The organism is Methylobacterium marchantiae, from assembly GCF_042679825.1.
GTDB classification, from domain to species: Bacteria; Pseudomonadota; Alphaproteobacteria; order Rhizobiales; family Beijerinckiaceae; genus Methylobacterium; species Methylobacterium marchantiae.
In genome coordinates, this window is sequence record NZ_JBHTND010000006.1 from 98,919 (window position 1) to 115,102 (window position 16,184).

At 67.9% G+C, this 16,184-nt stretch carries 14 protein-coding genes; 12 read left to right on the forward strand and 2 right to left on the reverse strand.

The genetic code is table 11. From position 1 onward, the window contains the following. Positions 1–81 precede the first annotated feature (81 nt). The 7 genes from urtA to ACFQ4G_RS06490 all read left to right on the forward strand — a co-directional run bounded on the left by urtA (position 82) and on the right by ACFQ4G_RS06490 (position 7,979). Positions 82–1,344, forward strand: coding sequence for an urea ABC transporter substrate-binding protein (gene urtA / locus ACFQ4G_RS06460; protein ID WP_238208401.1), 1,263 nt, complete (start codon positions 82–84; stop codon positions 1,342–1,344). 282 nt (positions 1,345–1,626) lie between these two features. Next, a complete protein-coding gene (locus tag ACFQ4G_RS06465) occupies positions 1,627–2,877 on the forward strand; it encodes an urea ABC transporter substrate-binding protein (RefSeq protein ID WP_238208399.1) in 1,251 nt (416 codons plus the stop codon). Between the two features lie 12 nt (positions 2,878–2,889). Beyond that, entirely contained in the window at positions 2,890–3,756 is an 867-nt protein-coding gene (locus ACFQ4G_RS06470) for an ABC transporter permease subunit (protein WP_238208397.1), read from the forward strand. After that, positions 3,753–4,823: a branched-chain amino acid ABC transporter permease gene (locus ACFQ4G_RS06475; RefSeq protein ID WP_238208396.1), complete on the forward strand. Its 1,071-nt coding sequence runs from the start codon at positions 3,753–3,755 to the stop codon at positions 4,821–4,823. The genes ACFQ4G_RS06470 and ACFQ4G_RS06475 overlap by 4 nt, the downstream gene beginning before the upstream one ends. After that, the gene (locus ACFQ4G_RS06480; protein WP_238208395.1) at positions 4,820–5,587 is read left to right on the forward strand and encodes an ATP-binding cassette domain-containing protein; all 768 of its coding nucleotides are present in this window, start codon (positions 4,820–4,822) and stop codon (positions 5,585–5,587) included. Before ACFQ4G_RS06475 ends, ACFQ4G_RS06480 begins: the two co-directional genes overlap by 4 nt. Before the next feature lie 8 nt (positions 5,588–5,595). After that, positions 5,596–6,366 carry an ABC transporter ATP-binding protein gene (locus ACFQ4G_RS06485; RefSeq protein WP_238208394.1) on the forward strand — a complete coding sequence of 257 codons (771 nt, stop codon included), beginning with the start codon at positions 5,596–5,598 and terminating at the stop codon, positions 6,364–6,366. A 56-nt stretch (positions 6,367–6,422) separates the two neighbouring features. Next, positions 6,423–7,979, forward strand: coding sequence for an amidase (locus tag ACFQ4G_RS06490; protein ID WP_238208393.1), 1,557 nt, complete (start codon positions 6,423–6,425; stop codon positions 7,977–7,979). Positions 7,980–7,988: 9 nt separating this feature from the next. On the opposite strand, the gene ACFQ4G_RS06495 is transcribed toward ACFQ4G_RS06490, so the two are convergent. After that, positions 7,989–8,765 (reverse strand): MOSC domain-containing protein, encoded by a 777-nt coding sequence (locus ACFQ4G_RS06495; protein WP_238208392.1) that lies wholly within the window; start codon positions 8,763–8,765, stop codon positions 7,989–7,991. Between the two features lie 263 nt (positions 8,766–9,028). Next, positions 9,029–10,504 (reverse strand): carbohydrate porin, encoded by a 1,476-nt coding sequence (locus ACFQ4G_RS06500; protein ID WP_238208391.1) that lies wholly within the window; start codon positions 10,502–10,504, stop codon positions 9,029–9,031. A gap of 784 nt (positions 10,505–11,288) precedes the next feature. Between ACFQ4G_RS06500 and ACFQ4G_RS06505 the strand changes: the two genes are divergently transcribed. The 5 genes from ACFQ4G_RS06505 to ACFQ4G_RS06525 are packed head-to-tail and all read left to right on the forward strand — an operon-like array spanning position 11,289 to position 16,091. Then, positions 11,289–12,041, forward strand: coding sequence for a DeoR/GlpR family DNA-binding transcription regulator (locus tag ACFQ4G_RS06505; protein WP_238208389.1), 753 nt, complete (start codon positions 11,289–11,291; stop codon positions 12,039–12,041). Then, positions 12,016–13,338, forward strand: a complete 1,323-nt coding sequence (locus ACFQ4G_RS06510; protein WP_238208387.1) for a Zn-dependent hydrolase — start codon at positions 12,016–12,018, stop codon at positions 13,336–13,338. Before ACFQ4G_RS06505 ends, ACFQ4G_RS06510 begins: the two co-directional genes overlap by 26 nt. Beyond that, positions 13,335–14,297, forward strand: coding sequence for a phosphotransferase family protein (locus ACFQ4G_RS06515; protein WP_238208385.1), 963 nt, complete (start codon positions 13,335–13,337; stop codon positions 14,295–14,297). The genes ACFQ4G_RS06510 and ACFQ4G_RS06515 overlap by 4 nt, the downstream gene beginning before the upstream one ends. Positions 14,298–14,331: 34 nt before the next feature. After that, positions 14,332–15,270: a phosphotransferase gene (locus ACFQ4G_RS06520; RefSeq protein ID WP_238208383.1), complete on the forward strand. Its 939-nt coding sequence runs from the start codon at positions 14,332–14,334 to the stop codon at positions 15,268–15,270. 20 nt (positions 15,271–15,290) lie between these two features. Next, positions 15,291–16,091 carry an inositol monophosphatase family protein gene (locus tag ACFQ4G_RS06525; protein WP_238208381.1) on the forward strand — a complete coding sequence of 267 codons (801 nt, stop codon included), beginning with the start codon at positions 15,291–15,293 and terminating at the stop codon, positions 16,089–16,091. Positions 16,092–16,184 lie beyond the last annotated feature (93 nt).

Consider the following 16,184-nt stretch of genomic DNA (forward strand, 5'->3'; position numbering starts at 1 on the left):
GACGGGCCGTGGCGCGTCCGCGGAAACGACCCGTCCGCGACAGCCGCCCGCACGAGACCCACCTGAGCGGAGATAGGCCCGATGCCACCATTCGACCCGGATCGTCAGCGTTTCGAACTCCGTCGGCGCCTGCTCCTCGGCCTCGCCGCCTCGCCGCTCGCCGCGAGCTTCGCCTTCTCGGGGGCCCGGGCCGCCCCACCGGCCACCTCGGCGGTGAACACGACCGGGCTTGCGGTGACCGACACGGAGGTGACCGTCGGCATCCTCCACTCCGTCACCGGCACCATGGCGATCTCCGAGACCGGCGCCACTCAGGCCGAAAAGCTCGCCATCGAGCAGATCAACGCGGGCGGCGGCGTCCTCGGCCGCAAGATCAAGGTGATTCAGGAGGACGGCGCCTCCGACTGGCCGAACTTCGCCGAGAAGGCCAAGAAGCTCGTCGTCAACGATCACTGCGCCGCCGTGTTCGGCTGCTACACGTCCGCGTCGCGCAAGGCGGTGCTGCCGGTCTTCGAGCAGTACAACAGCATGCTGTACTACCCGACCTTCTACGAGGGCCTCGAGCAGTCGAAGAACGTGATCTATACAGGCCAGGAAGCGACGCAGCAGATCCTCGCCGGCCTCGACTGGGTCCACAAGGAGAAGGGCGGCGACACGTTCTTCTTCCTGGGCTCGGACTACATCTGGCCGCGCACCTCGAACAAGATCGCCCGCAAGCACATCGAGAACGTCCTCAAGGGACGTGTCGTCGGCGAGGAATACTTCCCCTTCGGGCATACCCAGTTCAACTCGGTGATCAACAAGATCAAGCTCACCAAGCCGAAGGTGATCTTCGTCACCGTAGTCGGCGGCTCGAACGTGGCGTTCTACAAGCAGCTCAAGGCGGCCGGCATCGACCTGTCGAAACAGACCCTGCTCACCCTCTCGGTCACCGAGGACGAGATCGACGGCATCGGCGGCGACAACATCGTCGGCGCCTATTCCTGCATGAAATACTTCCAGTCCATCGACACCGACGCCAACAAGGCCTTCGTCGCCGCCTTCAAGAAGATGTGGGGCGAGAAGACCGTCATCGGCGATGTGACCCAGGCGGCCTATCTCGGGCCGTTCCTGTGGAAGGCGACGGTGGAGAAAGCGGGCTCGTTCGACATCGACAAGATCGCGGCCGCCTCGTCCGACGTGGAGTTCAAGGGCGCACCGGAAGGCTATGTCCGGATCGACCCGAACCACCACCTCTGGTCGAAGACCCGCGTCGGCAAGGCCAAGCTCGATGGCCAGTTCGAGATCGTCTATACCAGCCCTGACCTGATCAAGCCTGACCCCTTCCCCAAGGGCTACCAGTAGCGGCGGATCCCTTCCGGCGCCGCCGACGCGGCGTCGGAAGATCTGGCATCGGGGGAAAGCATGCCATCGGGGGAAGCCCTCGATGTTGAAGCTGCGTGATTTGTGGCTTTCATGCCCGCTAGGCGGGCGTCGAGATCGGCAGTCTGCTCAACGAGACGCCAGTACGAAGCCGCATCGGGTCGTGCCCGTAATGTGAGATTTGTTGGCATCGATCTTGTTTGCCACTTGCGGGAGCGCCGGCGGAATGCGGCCGCGCCATCGGCACGAGGCGGAGAGATGGGAATGATCAAGGGCACGATGAACCGTCGCCATGCGCTCAAGCTGGGGCTGGCGGGGGCCGGCAGCGCGGTGGCGATGCCGTTCTTCGCGCGGAACGGCCTCGCGGCGGAGCCGATCAAGCTCGGCAGCCTGCTCGACGGGACCGGAGCGCTCGGGCTCGAGGGCAAGCGCATGATCGAGACCACCGAATACGCGGTGGAGCTTCTCAACAAGGCCGGCGGCCTGCTGGGGCGGCCGATCAAGCTGATCGCCTACGACACCCAGTCGAACATGCAGCTCTACACCCAGTATGCTCAGACCCTGGCCCTCAAGGACAAGGTCGATGTCATCCAGGGCGGCATCACTTCCGCCTCGCGCGAGGCGATCCGGCCGATCTTCGGCCGCTCGAAGACGCTCTATTTCTACAACACCCAGTACGAGGGCGGCGTCTGCGACCGCAACGTCTTCTGCACCGGCTCGACCCCGGCCCAGACCGTCAACCACATCGTCGACTATGCCCTCAAGAACTGGGGCAAAAAGGCCTACATCGTCGCGGCCGACTACAATTACGGCCACATCACCGCGAGCTGGATGACGAAGTTCATGAAGGACGGCGGCGGCTCGGTGGCCGGCACCGACTTCTTCCCCCTCGACGTGACGAACTTCTCCTCCGCCATCAGCCGCATCCAGCAGGCGCAGCCGGAGATCGTCCTCTCCGCGCTGGTCGGCGCCAACCATTCGGGCTTCTACCGCCAGTGGGACGCCGCCGGCATGAAGGGCAAGATCCCGATGGGTGCCACCGTGTTCGGCCTCGGCGACGAGCTGACCACCATGGACACCTCCACCACCAACGGCATCCTCACCTGCTACGGCTGGTACAACGACCTCGACACCCCCGCGAGCAAGGCCTTCGTCTCCGGCATGCAGGCCAAGTTCGGCGCCGACGTCACCGATCTCAGCGAGCTCGACACCGCCACCTACGAGGGCATCATGTTCTGGGCGGAAGCGGTGAAGAAGGCCGGCTCGATCGAGCGCGACGCCGTCATCGCGGCGCTCGAGAGCGGCATCACCATCGAGTCCCCCACCGGAAAGGTGACGATGGATCCGGGCACCCACCACACCATCCGCAACACCTACCTCGCCCGGCCCAAGGACCGGAAATGGGAGCAGCTGGCGACTTTCCCGGATTCGTTTCCCGCCGATACCGGCGGCGCCTGCGACCTCGTCAAGAACCCGCGCATGAACAAGCAGTTCACGCCCGACCTGAAGGGCTGAGGGCGTCTCTTCATGGATCTCGCGGGGCTCCTGACCTTCAACGTCCTCACCGGCATCGCCACGCTGGTGCTCATCACCCTCGGTCTCGGGGTGATCTACGGCATGATGCGCATCATCAACCTGGCGCATGGCGAGTTCATGATGCTCGGCGCCTACACCGCCGTGATGGCGAACGGGGCGGGCGTGAACATCTGGATCGCCATGCTGGTCCTGCCGCCCCTCGTGGTGGGGGCGGTGGGGCTGGTCCTGGAGCGCACCGTCATCCGCTTCCTCTACGGGCGGATGATGGACACGATGCTGGCGACCTGGGGCATCAGCCTCGGGCTGATCGGCCTGATCACCACCCTCTACGGCAACGTCGTGCGCGGGGTCTCGACCCCCGTGGGCAGTTTCGAGATCGGCCGCTACGGCGCCAGCCTCTACAGCCTCGTCATCATCGCCGCCGCCGTGGCCGCGCTCGCCGGCATGTTCCTGCTGCTGCGCATGACGAAGTTCGGCCTGATCCTGCGCGCCACCATGCAGAACCCGCGCATGGCCGCCGCCATGGGCGTCTCTCCCGACCGCATCTACATGGCGACCTTCGGTCTCGGCGCGGCTTTGGCCGGCCTCGCCGGCGGGGTGCTCGCGCCGATCTCCGGCGTCTCCCCGGCCATGGGCGCGGCCTACATCTCGCGCGCCTTCATCACCGTGCTCGGCGGCGGGCCGGCCATCGTCACCGGGACCGGGCTCGCCTCGTCGGTCTTCGGCGTCATCAACGAACTGGTCTCGTTCAGGACCACGCCCGTCATCGGCGACGTCGCCCTCCTCGTCGCCGCGATCCTCCTGATCCGCGTGCTGCCGCAGGGCATCACCGGCCGCTACCTGAGGCGCAGCCTATGACCCCCGTCGACCGTCGCTCCGCCGCGGGGTTCCTCGTCACCCTCGGCACCATGCTCGTCATCCTGTTCGGGGCGCCGCACGCCCTCGACACGTTCGGCCTCGTCCAGGCCACGGGCTTTGCCGCGCTCGCGATGTTCGCCCTCAGCCAGGGCTTCATCTGGGGCTATGGCGGGGTGATGTCCTTCGGGCAGGCCGCCTTCCTCGGGCTCGGCGGCTATGCCTACGCGGTGTCCGTCATCAACATGGGCGACAGCACGCTGCCGATCCTCATCGCGATCCTGGTGCCGACGCTGTTCGCGGGGCTGCTCGGCTACTTCATGTTCTACGGCCGGATCTCGGACGCCTATATCGGCGTCATCACCCTCACCGTCTCGGTGATCCTGTTCCAGCTCGTGAACACCACCTCCGGCAGCCAGTACCGGATCGGCGAGGCGGAACTCGGCGGGTTCAACGGCATCCCGGCCATCCCGGCGCTGAACAAGCTCGGGGACGCGGGCAATCCCCTCGACAACGACGGCATCTGGTACGCCGCCATGGGCGCGCTGATCCTGGTCTACGCGCTGCTGCGCTGGGTTCTCGCCAGCCGCTTCGGGCGCGTCGTGGTGGCGATCCGCGAGAACGAGACCAGGGCGCAGCTCATCGGCTACGACCCGCGCCTCTACAAGCTCCTCGCCTTCATGATCTCGGCCGCCGTGGCCGGGCTCGCCGGCTGCCTCTACGCCAATTGGGGCGGCTTCATCAGCCCCACCGTGTTCGGCCTGTCGATGTCGGCGCAGGTGATCATCTTCGTGCTGGTGGGCGGGCTCGGCACCCTCGTCGGCCCGATGCTCGGCGCGGTGCTGATCCAGTGGCTCATCATCGAGGCTGGCTCGCAGAACGTCGTCGATTCCAATCTCGGTCTCGGCATCGTGCTGGTCGCCTTCGTGCTCCTGATCCCGCAGGGGCTCCTGCCGGTGGTGAGGAACCTCCTGATGCGGATTCCCGACCTCGTCGCGAAAGCTCGCCCGGCCAAGGGAAGCGCGTCCGAGCCCGTCCGCGACGCACGGGCTGCGGAGGTCCGCCCATGAACGCGACCATGAGCGCGACGCATCCCGCCCCCTCCAAGAAGGCCCCGCTTCGCCCTCTCGTCGAGGCCAAGGGCGTCACCATGCGCTTCGGCGGGGTGACGGCGGTGGGCAATGTCGATTTCACCCTCGGCGAGGTCGAGCTGCGCTGCCTCATCGGGCCGAACGGCGCCGGCAAGAGCACCTTCTTCAAGATGCTCACCGGGCAATTGACGCCGACCGAGGGCAGCATCCGCTTCCGCGACATCGACATCACCGGGGCCGAGCCGCACCGGATCGCCCGGCTCGGCGTCGGCATCAAGACCCAGGTCCCGAACGTCTTCAACGGCCTGTCGGTGCGCGAGAACGTGTTCGTGGCGGCGGGACGGCGCAAGTCCATCGCCCGGACGCGGGCCATCGTCGACGAGACGCTGACGCGACTCCAGCTCACCGCCATCGCCGAGCGCAATGTCGGCCAGCTCGCCCATGGTCAGCGCCAATGGGTCGAGATCGCCACCGTGCTCGCCCAGGAGCCGGAGCTGATCCTCCTCGACGAGCCGGCCGCCGGCATGACCCATGACGAGGTCCACCGCACCGCCGAGCTGATCCGCGAGATCAACCGTACCCACGCCCTCATCGTGGTGGAGCACGACATGCCCTTCATCCGAATGATCGCCAGGACAGTCACCGTGTTCAACCAGGGCCGCATCCTGATGGAGGACAGCGTCGAGCGCGTGCTCGCCGACCAGCGCGTGCGCGACGTCTATCTCGGCAAGCAGGCCGCGTGAGCCACCCGATGAACGCGATCGAGCCCATCCCGCTCTCGACCTGCCCGAACGTCGCCGCCGCGGCGGTGAAGCCCGCGCTCCTCGCCGTCGACGGCCTCCATTCCGGCTACGGCCGCATCCCGATCCTCGGCGGCGTATCGCTCGCCGTGGGAGAGGGCGAGTTCGTGGGCATCCTCGGCCATAACGGCATGGGCAAGACGACCCTGCTGCGCACGCTGATGGGCTACCTTCCCGTCACCGCCGGCCGCATCCGGCTCGGGGACGAGGACATCGCCAGACGCTCGCCGACGTCGCGGGCGCGGCTCGGCATGGGGTTCGTGCCCCAGGGACGGGAAATCTTCGCGACCCTGAGCGTGCGTGAGAACCTGCGCATGGGCTGCCTCCTCTCCGACCGAAACGAGGACGAGACCATCGCGGACATCCTCGCCGTCTTTCCCCGGCTGAAGGCCTATCTCGACCGGCCGGGCGGGGCGCTCTCCGGGGGCGAGCAGCAATTGCTGGCGCTGGCCCGCTGCCTCTGCGGCAATCCCCGCATCCTCCTCCTCGACGAGCCGACCGAGGGGATCCAGCCCTCGATCATCGAGGAGATCATCGAGACCCTGCAGGCGATCGGGCGGGCCCGCAACCTGACGATCCTGCTCGTGGAGCAGAACCTCACCTTCATCGCCGGCCTCTCCGAGCGGGTGCTGATCCTGCAGAAGGGCGTCATCACCCGCGAGATCCCGCCCGAAATCGCCCGCGACCGGACGATGATCGAGGAGTTCGTCGGCATGGCCTGACGCCGTCCCGATCGTCCTGTCGCCCCTCTTCCCCAACGCCAAGGAGACATCCCGCCATGGATGCTGCCCCGACCGCAATCCCCGCCCTCGATCTCGTCGAGATGACCCTGGCCGACGCCGCCGACGCCTTCGCCAGCGGCGTCACCTCGGAAGCGCTGACCCTGGCCTTCCTCGACCGGATCGCCGCCTACAACCCGCATTACAACGCCCTCATCGTCATGAACCCGCAGGCCCTCGACGATGCCCGCGCCATCGACGCGCGCCGCGCCGCCGGCGAGACGCTCGGACCGCTGGCGGGCGTCCCCGTGGTGATCAAGGACCCGATGGACATGGCCGGACTGCCGACCACGGCGGGCTGGCGCTTCCTCAGCGCCGAGGCCGGCGGCGTCGATCTGATCCCCGAGACAGACTCGCCCGTCGTGGCGCGGATGAGGGCGGCCGGCTGCGTCATGCTCGGCAAGACCAACGTGCCGGTCTTGAGCGCCACCGGCAGCCACGCCAACGACAGCTGGGCCGGGCCGACCCTGAATTCGGCGGCGCCCGATTGCCTGCCCGGCGGCAGCAGCGCTGGCACCGCCACGGCGGTGGGTGCCAGCCTCGCGGTGCTCGGCCTCGCCGAGGAGACCGGCGGCTCGATCCAGAACCCGGCCTCGGCGCAGGGGCTGGTCGGCATCAAGCCGACCTTCGCCCTCGTCCCCAATGCCGGCGTGGTGCCGCTGGCCGGCAGCACCCGCGACGTCGTCGGGCCCATCGCCCGCTGCGTCCGCGACGCGGCGCTCACCCTCGACGTGCTCGCCGGCTACACCGCCGCCGATCCGAAGACCGTGGCGGGCATCGGCCGCCGTCCCAAGGGCGGTTACACCTCTAAGCTCGACAAGGACGGGCTCCGGGGCAAACGCCTCGGCCTGTTCGGACCTGGCTGGCGCGACCTGCCGCTCTCGGCGGAAGCCGCGACCCTCTACGAGCGGGCACAAGACGAGATCGCCGCCTGCGGCGCCACCCTGATCGCCGACCCCTTCGCCGATACGGGCTTCGCAGCACTCGCCGAACCCACCGAGGGTCTTAATTATTTCGACGCCCGCGGCATGGAATCCGTGCCCTACGACTTGCATCTCTACCTGCAGCGCCTCGGGTCGAGCGCGGCATTGCGGAGCGTCGCGGCCTTCGCCGAGGCGACGGCGGAGGAGGATGCGTTCGGCCCCAAGGGCGTGCTGCGCTACCTCCACCAGTACCCGGTCTTCGAGGCGATCCTCGCCGATCCGACGCGCCCGCCCGATCTGTCGGAATTCCTTGCCCTCAGAGAGGCTTATCTCGACATCTTCGACAGGGTCATGAACGAGCATGGGCTCGACGGCCTGGTCTTCCCGCAGATGCGCAACGAATTGCCACCCCTGCATGGCGGCCTCGCCATCGACGAGACCACGGTCTGCGAGATCAACATCGCCGGCCTGCCGGGCGTGACGCTGCCGGCCGGGGCCTATGCCAGCGGCTCGCCGTTCAACCTGATCTTCGTGGGCCGGATGTGGAGCGAGGCCGACCTCCTCGGCTTCGCCTATGCCTACGAGGCCGCCACCGGCTACCGCAAGGCGCCGAGCCTCGTCAGGCAGGGGTGATCGCCCGCCTCAATCGAGGGTGAGGCGATCCGCCGTCGCGATCGTCCCGCCCTCGACGACTTCGAGATAGATACCGAGGTCGACATGGCCGACATGCTGCATGATCGCCTTGGGCAGGTTGGCGTCGCGCTCGGCCGTGACCGGATTGACATTGACGGCGCCGCAGCGCGGCGTCCGGGCGAGACCGCGAAAGCGCACCGGGCCGATGCTCAGTTCGCGCCCAACCCAGTCCAGCTCCTGCCACGGCGCCAGCCCGTCGAGATGGATGTTGGCGCGAAAGCGCAGGGGGTCGAGATCGCGCCCCGTCGCCTCCGAGAGAGCGCGCACCGAGGCGAGGTTCACCACCGAGACCGCCCGCATCATCACCGGTGAGAGCACGCTGGCATCGGTGAACTTGTGGTTCTCCGCGCGGACGAGGCGAGGCCGCCCGCAGGTCTCCTCGCCAAGGTAATCGGCGAAGAAATCCTCCGTCGCCGCCCGCCCCGTCCCGGTGGAGAGATCGGCCGCGAAGACGTCCTCCCCGCCGCGCCGGATCGTGAGATGCGCGGTCTCGGGGACGAACCGCGTGGACAGGGCGGCGAGCGCCGTGTTCTTGCGCAGCATCAGGAAGAACCCCTTGTCGAGGGGTTCCGGCTGTCCGGGATCGAATTCCGTGGTCCCGAGCGCCAGGGCATATTCCCGGTCATGGGCCAGCCCGGCGTCGCGACTGAGCGCCATCGTGGCCAGGGGTTCGGCCGAGAGACCCTTGATCGGGTAGCGGTGGAGGGCATCGACGGCGGCGATCATGCGGGTCCCTGATGGTTGTTCGACCTGCGATGCCGGGAGCGCCGGGCATGCGCCATACGCTGTTTTGCGCAGGTCTCTCGCACCAACGAAGTTTCTCTCGCCAACGAAAAGAGCCGGTCCCGCCCGTGCGGAACCGGCTCTACATCTTCCGGCCCGATGCCTGAGCGGGTTCGCATTGGCAAGCCAACGCTTCACCTCGCTCGGGCCTTTGACGTGTCGCAGGTTTCAGGACGCAAACCGGTGACCACTTTTGCGAAACCTGCTTAGCCCGGCGCGAGACCGAGCAGCGTGCCCAGCGGCACGACGAGGGTGAAGCCGCCGTAGAACCCGTCCTTGGCGCGGCGCGCGGTGTAGGGGTTCCAGAACGAGTTCGGGTTGACGACGTACTGGACCACCGGCTCGAGCACGATGCCCTTGCCGAGATCGAAGTGGGCGTTGACCTCGAACACGAACTTGTCGCGCGAATAGGGCTCGCCGGTGCCGCCCGAGATGAAGTTCGCATCGGACAGGAAGGCGGCGTAGTTCTCGTTCAGCCGCTGCCAGTTGGCCTTGATGCCGTAGGTGTCGTTGGGCCGGCTCTGGTCGGGCGCCTGCAGGAGAAGACCGGCGAAGGAGTTGAACCGGATCGGGATCGTCGGATCGAAGGCGTAGCCGGTGCCGGTATAGGCCGAGATCGCGGTGGGGTGCGGGTTGCCCGCATCGCGTCCGCCATCGGCCCGCCACAGGGTCTGGGTGCCGGTGAGGACCACGCCCGACGTGCCGGATTTCTGCAGCGACGGGGTGCCGGGGTTGAGCCCCTTCGAGGTGCCGGCGATGGTCTTGAAGTTATCGTCGTGGTCGGCGGTGTTGTAGAAGCCGGTGAGCGAGACGCGGCCCGGATAGGCTTCCATCGTATAGTCGGTCTTGCGGCCGATCTCGGTCATGACCACCGCGCCCGACAGGCGCTCGTAGCCGAAATCGTAGCCCGACAGGACGTTGGTGTTCGGGTTCACGCTGAAGGCGCCGGCCTGGATGTAGGTGGTCGGCGAGAGCTTGTAGGCGAGGTTGGCGCCCCAGACGCCGTAGAGCGGCGAGGTGAAGCCGGCATTGAAGTAGAACATGTCCTGGAAGCAGGAATTGATCGAGTTGCAGGGCGGCAGACCGTAATAGCGGTCGGGATGGGTGCGGCCGATCTCGACCACGAGCCGGTCGTCGAGGAGCTTCTGCTGGTAGGTGAGCAGCGAGAGGCGGGTGCTGTTGGGATTGTAGGGCGGCTGGTAGCCCACCGTGGTGTCGCCGATGTCACCGGCCATGTTGAGGTTGCGCACGAGGCCGAAGAAGGTCTGCGTGAAGTTGATCGAGCCGCCGGTGATGCCGGCGAGCTTCTGCATGTCGGCGGTCATGCTCAGCACGAAATAGGCGGAGTTCGATTGCTCGCCGGTGCGCAGGCCGGCACTCGGATTGGCCTGGTAGAAATCGTAGATGTTGACGTCGAAGGTCAGTCCGCGCGCCGCCATCTCGGTGGCCCAGAGGGCGAGCGGCCCGGTGCGGACGGGATCGGTGGGTTTCGAGGCGACCTCGCGGGTGGTGCGCGGCTGCGTCTGATCGTTGAGTTCGCCGACGGGGGAGGCGGTCTGGGCCTCGGCGGAGAGCAGGCCTGCGGCGAGGATTGCGCCTCCCAGCAGAACCGAGAGCCCGGTGCGGCCGAGCGGATGCCCAAGCGCGGCGGGGCCGGGTTTCTCTGTCGCGTCTGTCGGCATTGTCGGACGTCCCCATGCTGATGTTCCATGCGCCTCTCGGCCGTATGCTCGCAGGAGGAGCGCTGGCGCATGGAATTGTGAGATCAGGCTGGTTCAGCAAAGCCAATGCCACAGCTCGGAAGCCGAATGAAAAAGGTTCCTTTGCTTGCGAAAATATCTCGAAACACACCGAAAGATTGCGGCATCCAGATTTTTCTCCTTGTTTTCAACCACAAGGATAGAGTCCCTCGCGGGGTGCGAGCCGCTGGCCGACGCCCGATCAGATCCGATCGGGTCATAGAATCGGGCAGGCCTGATCCCACAGAGAGCATAAGGCAGAAATTTCAGGCAAAAATCCAACAAACCCACAAATCGGGCATAATCGGATTGACAGGCACTCTGCCGCCGAGGCCTCATGCGGATGTCTCGGCCGGCAAGAGCGGCGCCTCGGCCGAGGTCGCATGACGGGGCAGGGCGGAGCGGATTCCGGAAGCGGGCATGACGAAGCGGATGGACCATGCCGGCCTATTGGATATGCCCGATACCGGTCCTTCCGGCATCCCGTCTCGTCGCGAGAGTCTGACGCGCGCCCCGCGGTCTCGTTCCTCCCTCGCCGGTATGCGGCCCCGCCGCCTGCCCCGCAGGGCCGATCACGAAACGTCCCCCGGCACTGCGGCATCGCCATCCGTCGCGACGGCGCGGGCTGCAATCTCCATGGGACATTCAGCTCGGGACACGTGTTTTCCTGGGGCCTCCTCTCTCCAAAATCGCTACGCTTCGGCAAATTGGGGAGACGACCACGCCGATGCTGACCGACCATCGCTATCAGGAGATCCTGTCCCGTCTGAACGGGACGGGACGGGTCGGGGTCTCGGACGTCGCCGCCTATCTCAGGGTCTCCGAAGAAACGATCAGGCGCGACCTCAAGGTGCTGGAGGAGCGCGGCGTCCTCAGGCGCATCCACGGAGGCGCGGTGCCGCCTCGCCTGGACCAGGACCGGCCGCTCCACGAGCGTGGCAAGACCAATGCCCGCGAGAAGGCGAAGGTGGCGGCGAATGCGGAGGGGCTGATCCGCGACGGAATGTCGGTCTTTATCGATACCGGCACCACGACGCTCGCCTTCGCGCGGCGGCTGAGCGGCCGCAACCTGACGGTCACCACGAATTCCATCGACGTGGCGCTCCATCTCGGCAGCGGCCCCGCCCGGGTCAACCTGACGCCGGGGATGCTGCGCGCCCGGGACAACGCCCTGGTTGGCTACGAGACGGTGGCCTACGCGCAGCGCTTCTTCTTCGATCTCGCCTTCATGGGCATCGCGGCCTGCGACATCGCCCATGGCTGGATGGATTACGAGGAGCACGAATCCGCCTTGCGGAAGGTCCTGCGCGGCCAGGCGCGGCAGAGCGTGCTGCTCGCCGATTCCCGCAAGTTCGGGCGGCAGGCGAATCTCTGCACCTTCGGGCTCTCCGAGCGACTCACCCTCGTGACCGATCGCCCGCCGCCCGACCCTTTCCTGGACTATTTCACCCAGCATGACATCGAGCTCATCAGTTCCTGAGGCGGGCGAGACGGCACGCGCGTTCCACGCCCTCTTCGACGCCATCTCCGCATGCGGGGCGACCGCCGGCGGCGGCATCACCCGCCTCTGTGCCTCCCCCGCTGACGGCGAGGCCCGTCACCTCTTCGCGGATGCCGCCCGCGAAGCCGGCGCGGAGGTCCTGACCGACGAGATCGGCAACCAGTTCGCCCTGTTCCGCCTCGCCGGGTCCCCCGGCGCCCCGCTGACGATGATGGGCTCGCATCTCGACAGCCAGACGAGGGCGGGCCGGTTCGACGGGACCTACGGGGTCGTCGCGGCAGCGAGCATCGGCGCGGCCCTGATGCGGGCGAGGCGCAACGGCGAGACCTTCGGCGCGGATTTCTGCGCGGTGAACTGGACCGGCGAGGAGGGCGCACGCTTCCGCCCGAGCATCCTCGGCAGCGCCACCTATGCGGGCCTGCTCCGCGCAGAGGACGCGCTCTCGGGCCGCGACGATGTCGGGATCACCCTGCGCGAGGCATTGGGCGGGATCGGGTTCCTCGGCTCCGACCGGGCACCGCCGCTTCCGGCCTGCTACCTCGAACTCCACGTGGAGCAGGGTCTCGTCCTGGAAAAGGCGCAGGCGACCATCGGCATCGTCACCCGCAACTGGGGCGCGGCGAAGGTCGAGGTGGTCTTCACCGGGGAGCAGGCCCATACCGGCCCGACGCCGATGCCGCGCCGCCGCGACGCGCTTCTGGCCGCCGCCCATCTCATCGCCGAGGTCAGGGAGATCGCCGACCGCTGGCCGGGGCGGGTCCATTCCTCGGTCGGACGCATCGTGGTGGAGCCCAATTCCCCCAACGTCGTCCCGGCCCGGGTCGAGCTCAGCGTCGAACTGCGTTCGGCCGACGACCGCCTGCTCACCGAGGCGAGCCTGAGGGCGGAGGCGGCCATCGCGGAGGCGGCCCGCCGTGCCGGCGTCTCGGCGTCGATCCCGAGCCGGACGCTGCGCCCGATCCGCGCCCTGCCGGAAGCGGTCTGCGACCTCGTCTCGACCTGTGCCGAGGAGGCCTCCCTGCGCTCGCTGCGCATGGATACGGTGGCCGGCCACGACGCGATCAGCCTGCTCGGCCTGTGCCCGACCGGCATCGTCTTCGTGCCCAGCGTCGACGGCGTGGCGCATAACGAGGCCGAACTGACGAGGCCGGCCGATCTCGAAGCCGGGCTCGCGGTGGCTTTGCGCGCCGCATGGCGCCTGTGCCGCGCAGACGGCTCCCCGGAACGCGCCTTGCTCTTCAGGTCGCCGACCGAGACGCGCGGAGGGCGGAGATGATCGCCTACGGCGAGGCCACCACCCCTTTCGATCACCGCGTCGAATCCGTCATCGCCACGCGGCCCGACTGGATCGCACGACATCCGCGCTATGCGCTCGCCGCGGCGCCGGTGGCGTCCCCGACCCACCGGGCCGTGGCATCGGACTGCGTCGGGATCGTCTTCGCCGAGGGCGCACCGGTCTTCCTCAAGATCCGCCATGCCGACATGGCGGGCGACGTCACGCCCTCGGCGGTGCAGGCAGCGCGGAAGGCCGCCGCCCTCGGCGTCGGACCGGAGGTTTTGCAAGAGTCGGACGGGGTGCTCGGCCTCGCCTACCTGCCCGAACCCTGGCGCTATGCCCGCGTCGGCGACCTCCAGGACGGCACCCTGCTGGCCCGCGCCCTCGACGCCAAGAAGCGTCTCCACGGCGATGGCCTCCTCGGTCATCGCCTCTGCCCGTTCGAGCGGATCGCGCGGCTCGCCGAAGAGGCCCGCGCCGCCGCCGCGCCACTGCCCGACGGAACGGACGGTCTCGTGGCGACGGCCGCCCTGATCCGCGAGGCCATCCACGCCTCGGGCATCGACCTGCGCTTCTGCCACAATGACGGCATCGCCTCGAACATCATGATCGGGGAGGGCACCGAACACGACGCGGTCCGCCTCGTCGATTTCGACCTCGCCGGCGACAACGACCCCTGGTTCGACGTCGGCGCCCTCGTCAACGAGGTCTGCGCCTTCGAACCCGAGCGGCGCGAGGCGATCGAGCATTATGCGGGCACGTTCGACGAACGCCTCTACAACCGCTGCCGCCTCTACGGCGCCGTCGACGACGTGATGAACGGGCTCTGGGGCGTCACCCGCGCGATCACCTCGGCGCGGGGCGGGATCGAGTTCTACAAATACGGGACCTGGCGGCTCCTGCACGCGCGCACGACGATCGGCGCGAGGGAGTTCGAGAGCTGGCTGCGCCGGCTGTGACGCAGGCATCCGAAGCGAGGGGCGCGGGGCGGCGATGACGTGGAAAGGCTTCGGCGAAGGCATCAGCGAGAGCGAACGGGCCCTCGAGGGCATTCTCGCGCGCGTCGCCCGATGGAAGGGCCGGCCCCTGCGCTACCGGCCCGTGGCGGGCGGGATCAGCAACACCAACTGGCGCGTCGGCGCGGGCGGCGAGCAGGATTATTTCGTGAAGATGCCCGGTCGCGGCACCGAGATGTTCATCACCCGCGATTGCGCCAACGACGCCAGCCGGCGCGCCCATGCCTGCGGCTACGGCGTCGAGGTGATCGACTACCTGCCCGATGCCGGCGTGGAGATCTTCGCCTTCGTCGAGGGCTACCGCGCCTCCTCGAATCTCGATTTCCTGCGCCCGGCCGTGCGCCACAACGCCGTGCGCGCCCTCAAGGCCTTCAACGATTCCGCGCCGCTGGGCCTGACGAAGACGATCTTCGCGATGATCGCCGAGCATGTGGACCAGGTGGCGGAGGTGGGCGGCCGGCTTCCCGCCGACCAGGCCTTCCTGATGCGGCGCATGGCGGAGGCCGAGCAGGCGATCACCGCCTCCGGTCTCGACCTCGTTCCCTGCATGAACGACACGCTGGCCGGCAATTTCATGATCGATGAGGCCGCCCGGGTGCTGCTCGTCGATTTCGAATACGCCTCCAACAACGAGCGGGCCTACGAACTCGCCCTCTGGTTCGACGAGATGGCGTTCCCCGAGGCGATCGAGCGCGAGATGATCGAGGCCTATTTCGGCCGCTGGTCGTCGGAGATCGAGGCACGGATCGCCGTGCTGAAGGCACTCGGCGACCTCAAATGGGCCACCTGGGCCATGATTCAGGAAGCCGTCTCGACCCTCGATTTCGACTATTACAAGTACGGAACCTGGAAGCACATGCGCGCCCGCACCCTGTTCCACCACCCCGACTGGCCGCTCTGGCTGAGGCGCCTGTGATCGCCGTGGAAGACGCATCCGTGCGAGCGGGATCCGTCCAGGCCGGGGAGGGGACGGCTCCGGCCGATCTCATCGCCTTCGCCCATCGCCTCGCCGATTTCGCCCGCCCTCTCGCCCGGCATTATTTCCGCACCGAACTGCCGGTGGAAGCCAAGGCCGATGCGAGCCCCGTCACCGTCGCCGACCGTGCCATCGAAGCCCTGCTGCGCGCCGAGATCCGCGCGCGCTATCCCGAGCACGGCATCCTCGGCGAGGAGGAGGGCGGCGATTTCGAGCGGCCCCTCACCTGGGTGATCGACCCGATCGACGGCACCAAGAGCTTCATCACCGGCATGCCGCTGTTCGGCACGCTCATCGCCCTCGTCTCGGGCGGGCGGCCGATCCTGAGCGTCATCGACATACCTGCTCTGGGCGAGCGCTGGAGCGGCACCGGCGATGCCGCCTGGTTCGGCGACACGCCTGCGCGGACGAGCGACCGTGCCCTGGCGGATGCCCGCCTGTTCGCGACCTCGCCGGACATCTTCGAGGGTCCGGACGCCGAGGCCTTCGCCTCGCTCAGCCGGGCCGTCGGCCTGCGCCGCTTCGGTGGCGATTGCTATTCCTACGGCCTACTCGCCTCCGGCCATTGCGACCTCGTGGTGGAAGCGGGGCTCCAGGTCTACGACGTGATGGCGCTGGTTCCGGTGGTGCAGGGAGCGGGGGGCGTGCTGACCGATTGGGAGGGATGCCCGCTCACGCCCGACTTCGACGGCAGGGTCGTGGCCGCGGCCAATGCCGGCCTCCATGCCGAGGCCCTCGCCCATCTCCGGGCACGCCCCTGAAGCCGCGCCGCCGAAAGAGCCGGGAGCAGACGCCGGATGCCAAAGCCTCGCCGGAGTGATAGGACGCCCGGCGCCCGATGAACGGCGCGGCGG

Excerpts from the sequence above, each read along its gene's own strand:
- ACFQ4G_RS06500 (WP_238208391.1), bottom strand. The coding sequence starts at position 10,504 with ATGCCGACAGACGCGACAGAGAAACCCGGCCCCGCCGCGCTTGGGCAT.
- ACFQ4G_RS06495 (WP_238208392.1), bottom strand. The coding sequence starts at position 8,765 with ATGATCGCCGCCGTCGATGCCCTCCACCGCTACCCGATCAAGGGTCTC.
- ACFQ4G_RS06465 (WP_238208399.1), top strand. The coding sequence starts at position 1,627 with ATGATCAAGGGCACGATGAACCGTCGCCATGCGCTCAAGCTGGGGCTG.
- ACFQ4G_RS06475 (WP_238208396.1), top strand. The coding sequence starts at position 3,753 with ATGACCCCCGTCGACCGTCGCTCCGCCGCGGGGTTCCTCGTCACCCTC.
- ACFQ4G_RS06520 (WP_238208383.1), top strand. The coding sequence starts at position 14,332 with ATGACGTGGAAAGGCTTCGGCGAAGGCATCAGCGAGAGCGAACGGGCC.
- urtA (WP_238208401.1), top strand. The coding sequence starts at position 82 with ATGCCACCATTCGACCCGGATCGTCAGCGTTTCGAACTCCGTCGGCGC.
- ACFQ4G_RS06505 (WP_238208389.1), top strand. The coding sequence starts at position 11,289 with ATGCTGACCGACCATCGCTATCAGGAGATCCTGTCCCGTCTGAACGGG.
- ACFQ4G_RS06510 (WP_238208387.1), top strand. The coding sequence starts at position 12,016 with ATGACATCGAGCTCATCAGTTCCTGAGGCGGGCGAGACGGCACGCGCG.
- ACFQ4G_RS06515 (WP_238208385.1), top strand. The coding sequence starts at position 13,335 with ATGATCGCCTACGGCGAGGCCACCACCCCTTTCGATCACCGCGTCGAA.
- ACFQ4G_RS06480 (WP_238208395.1), top strand. The coding sequence starts at position 4,820 with ATGAACGCGACCATGAGCGCGACGCATCCCGCCCCCTCCAAGAAGGCC.
- ACFQ4G_RS06470 (WP_238208397.1), top strand. The coding sequence starts at position 2,890 with ATGGATCTCGCGGGGCTCCTGACCTTCAACGTCCTCACCGGCATCGCC.
- ACFQ4G_RS06485 (WP_238208394.1), top strand. The coding sequence starts at position 5,596 with ATGAACGCGATCGAGCCCATCCCGCTCTCGACCTGCCCGAACGTCGCC.
- ACFQ4G_RS06490 (WP_238208393.1), top strand. The coding sequence starts at position 6,423 with ATGGATGCTGCCCCGACCGCAATCCCCGCCCTCGATCTCGTCGAGATG.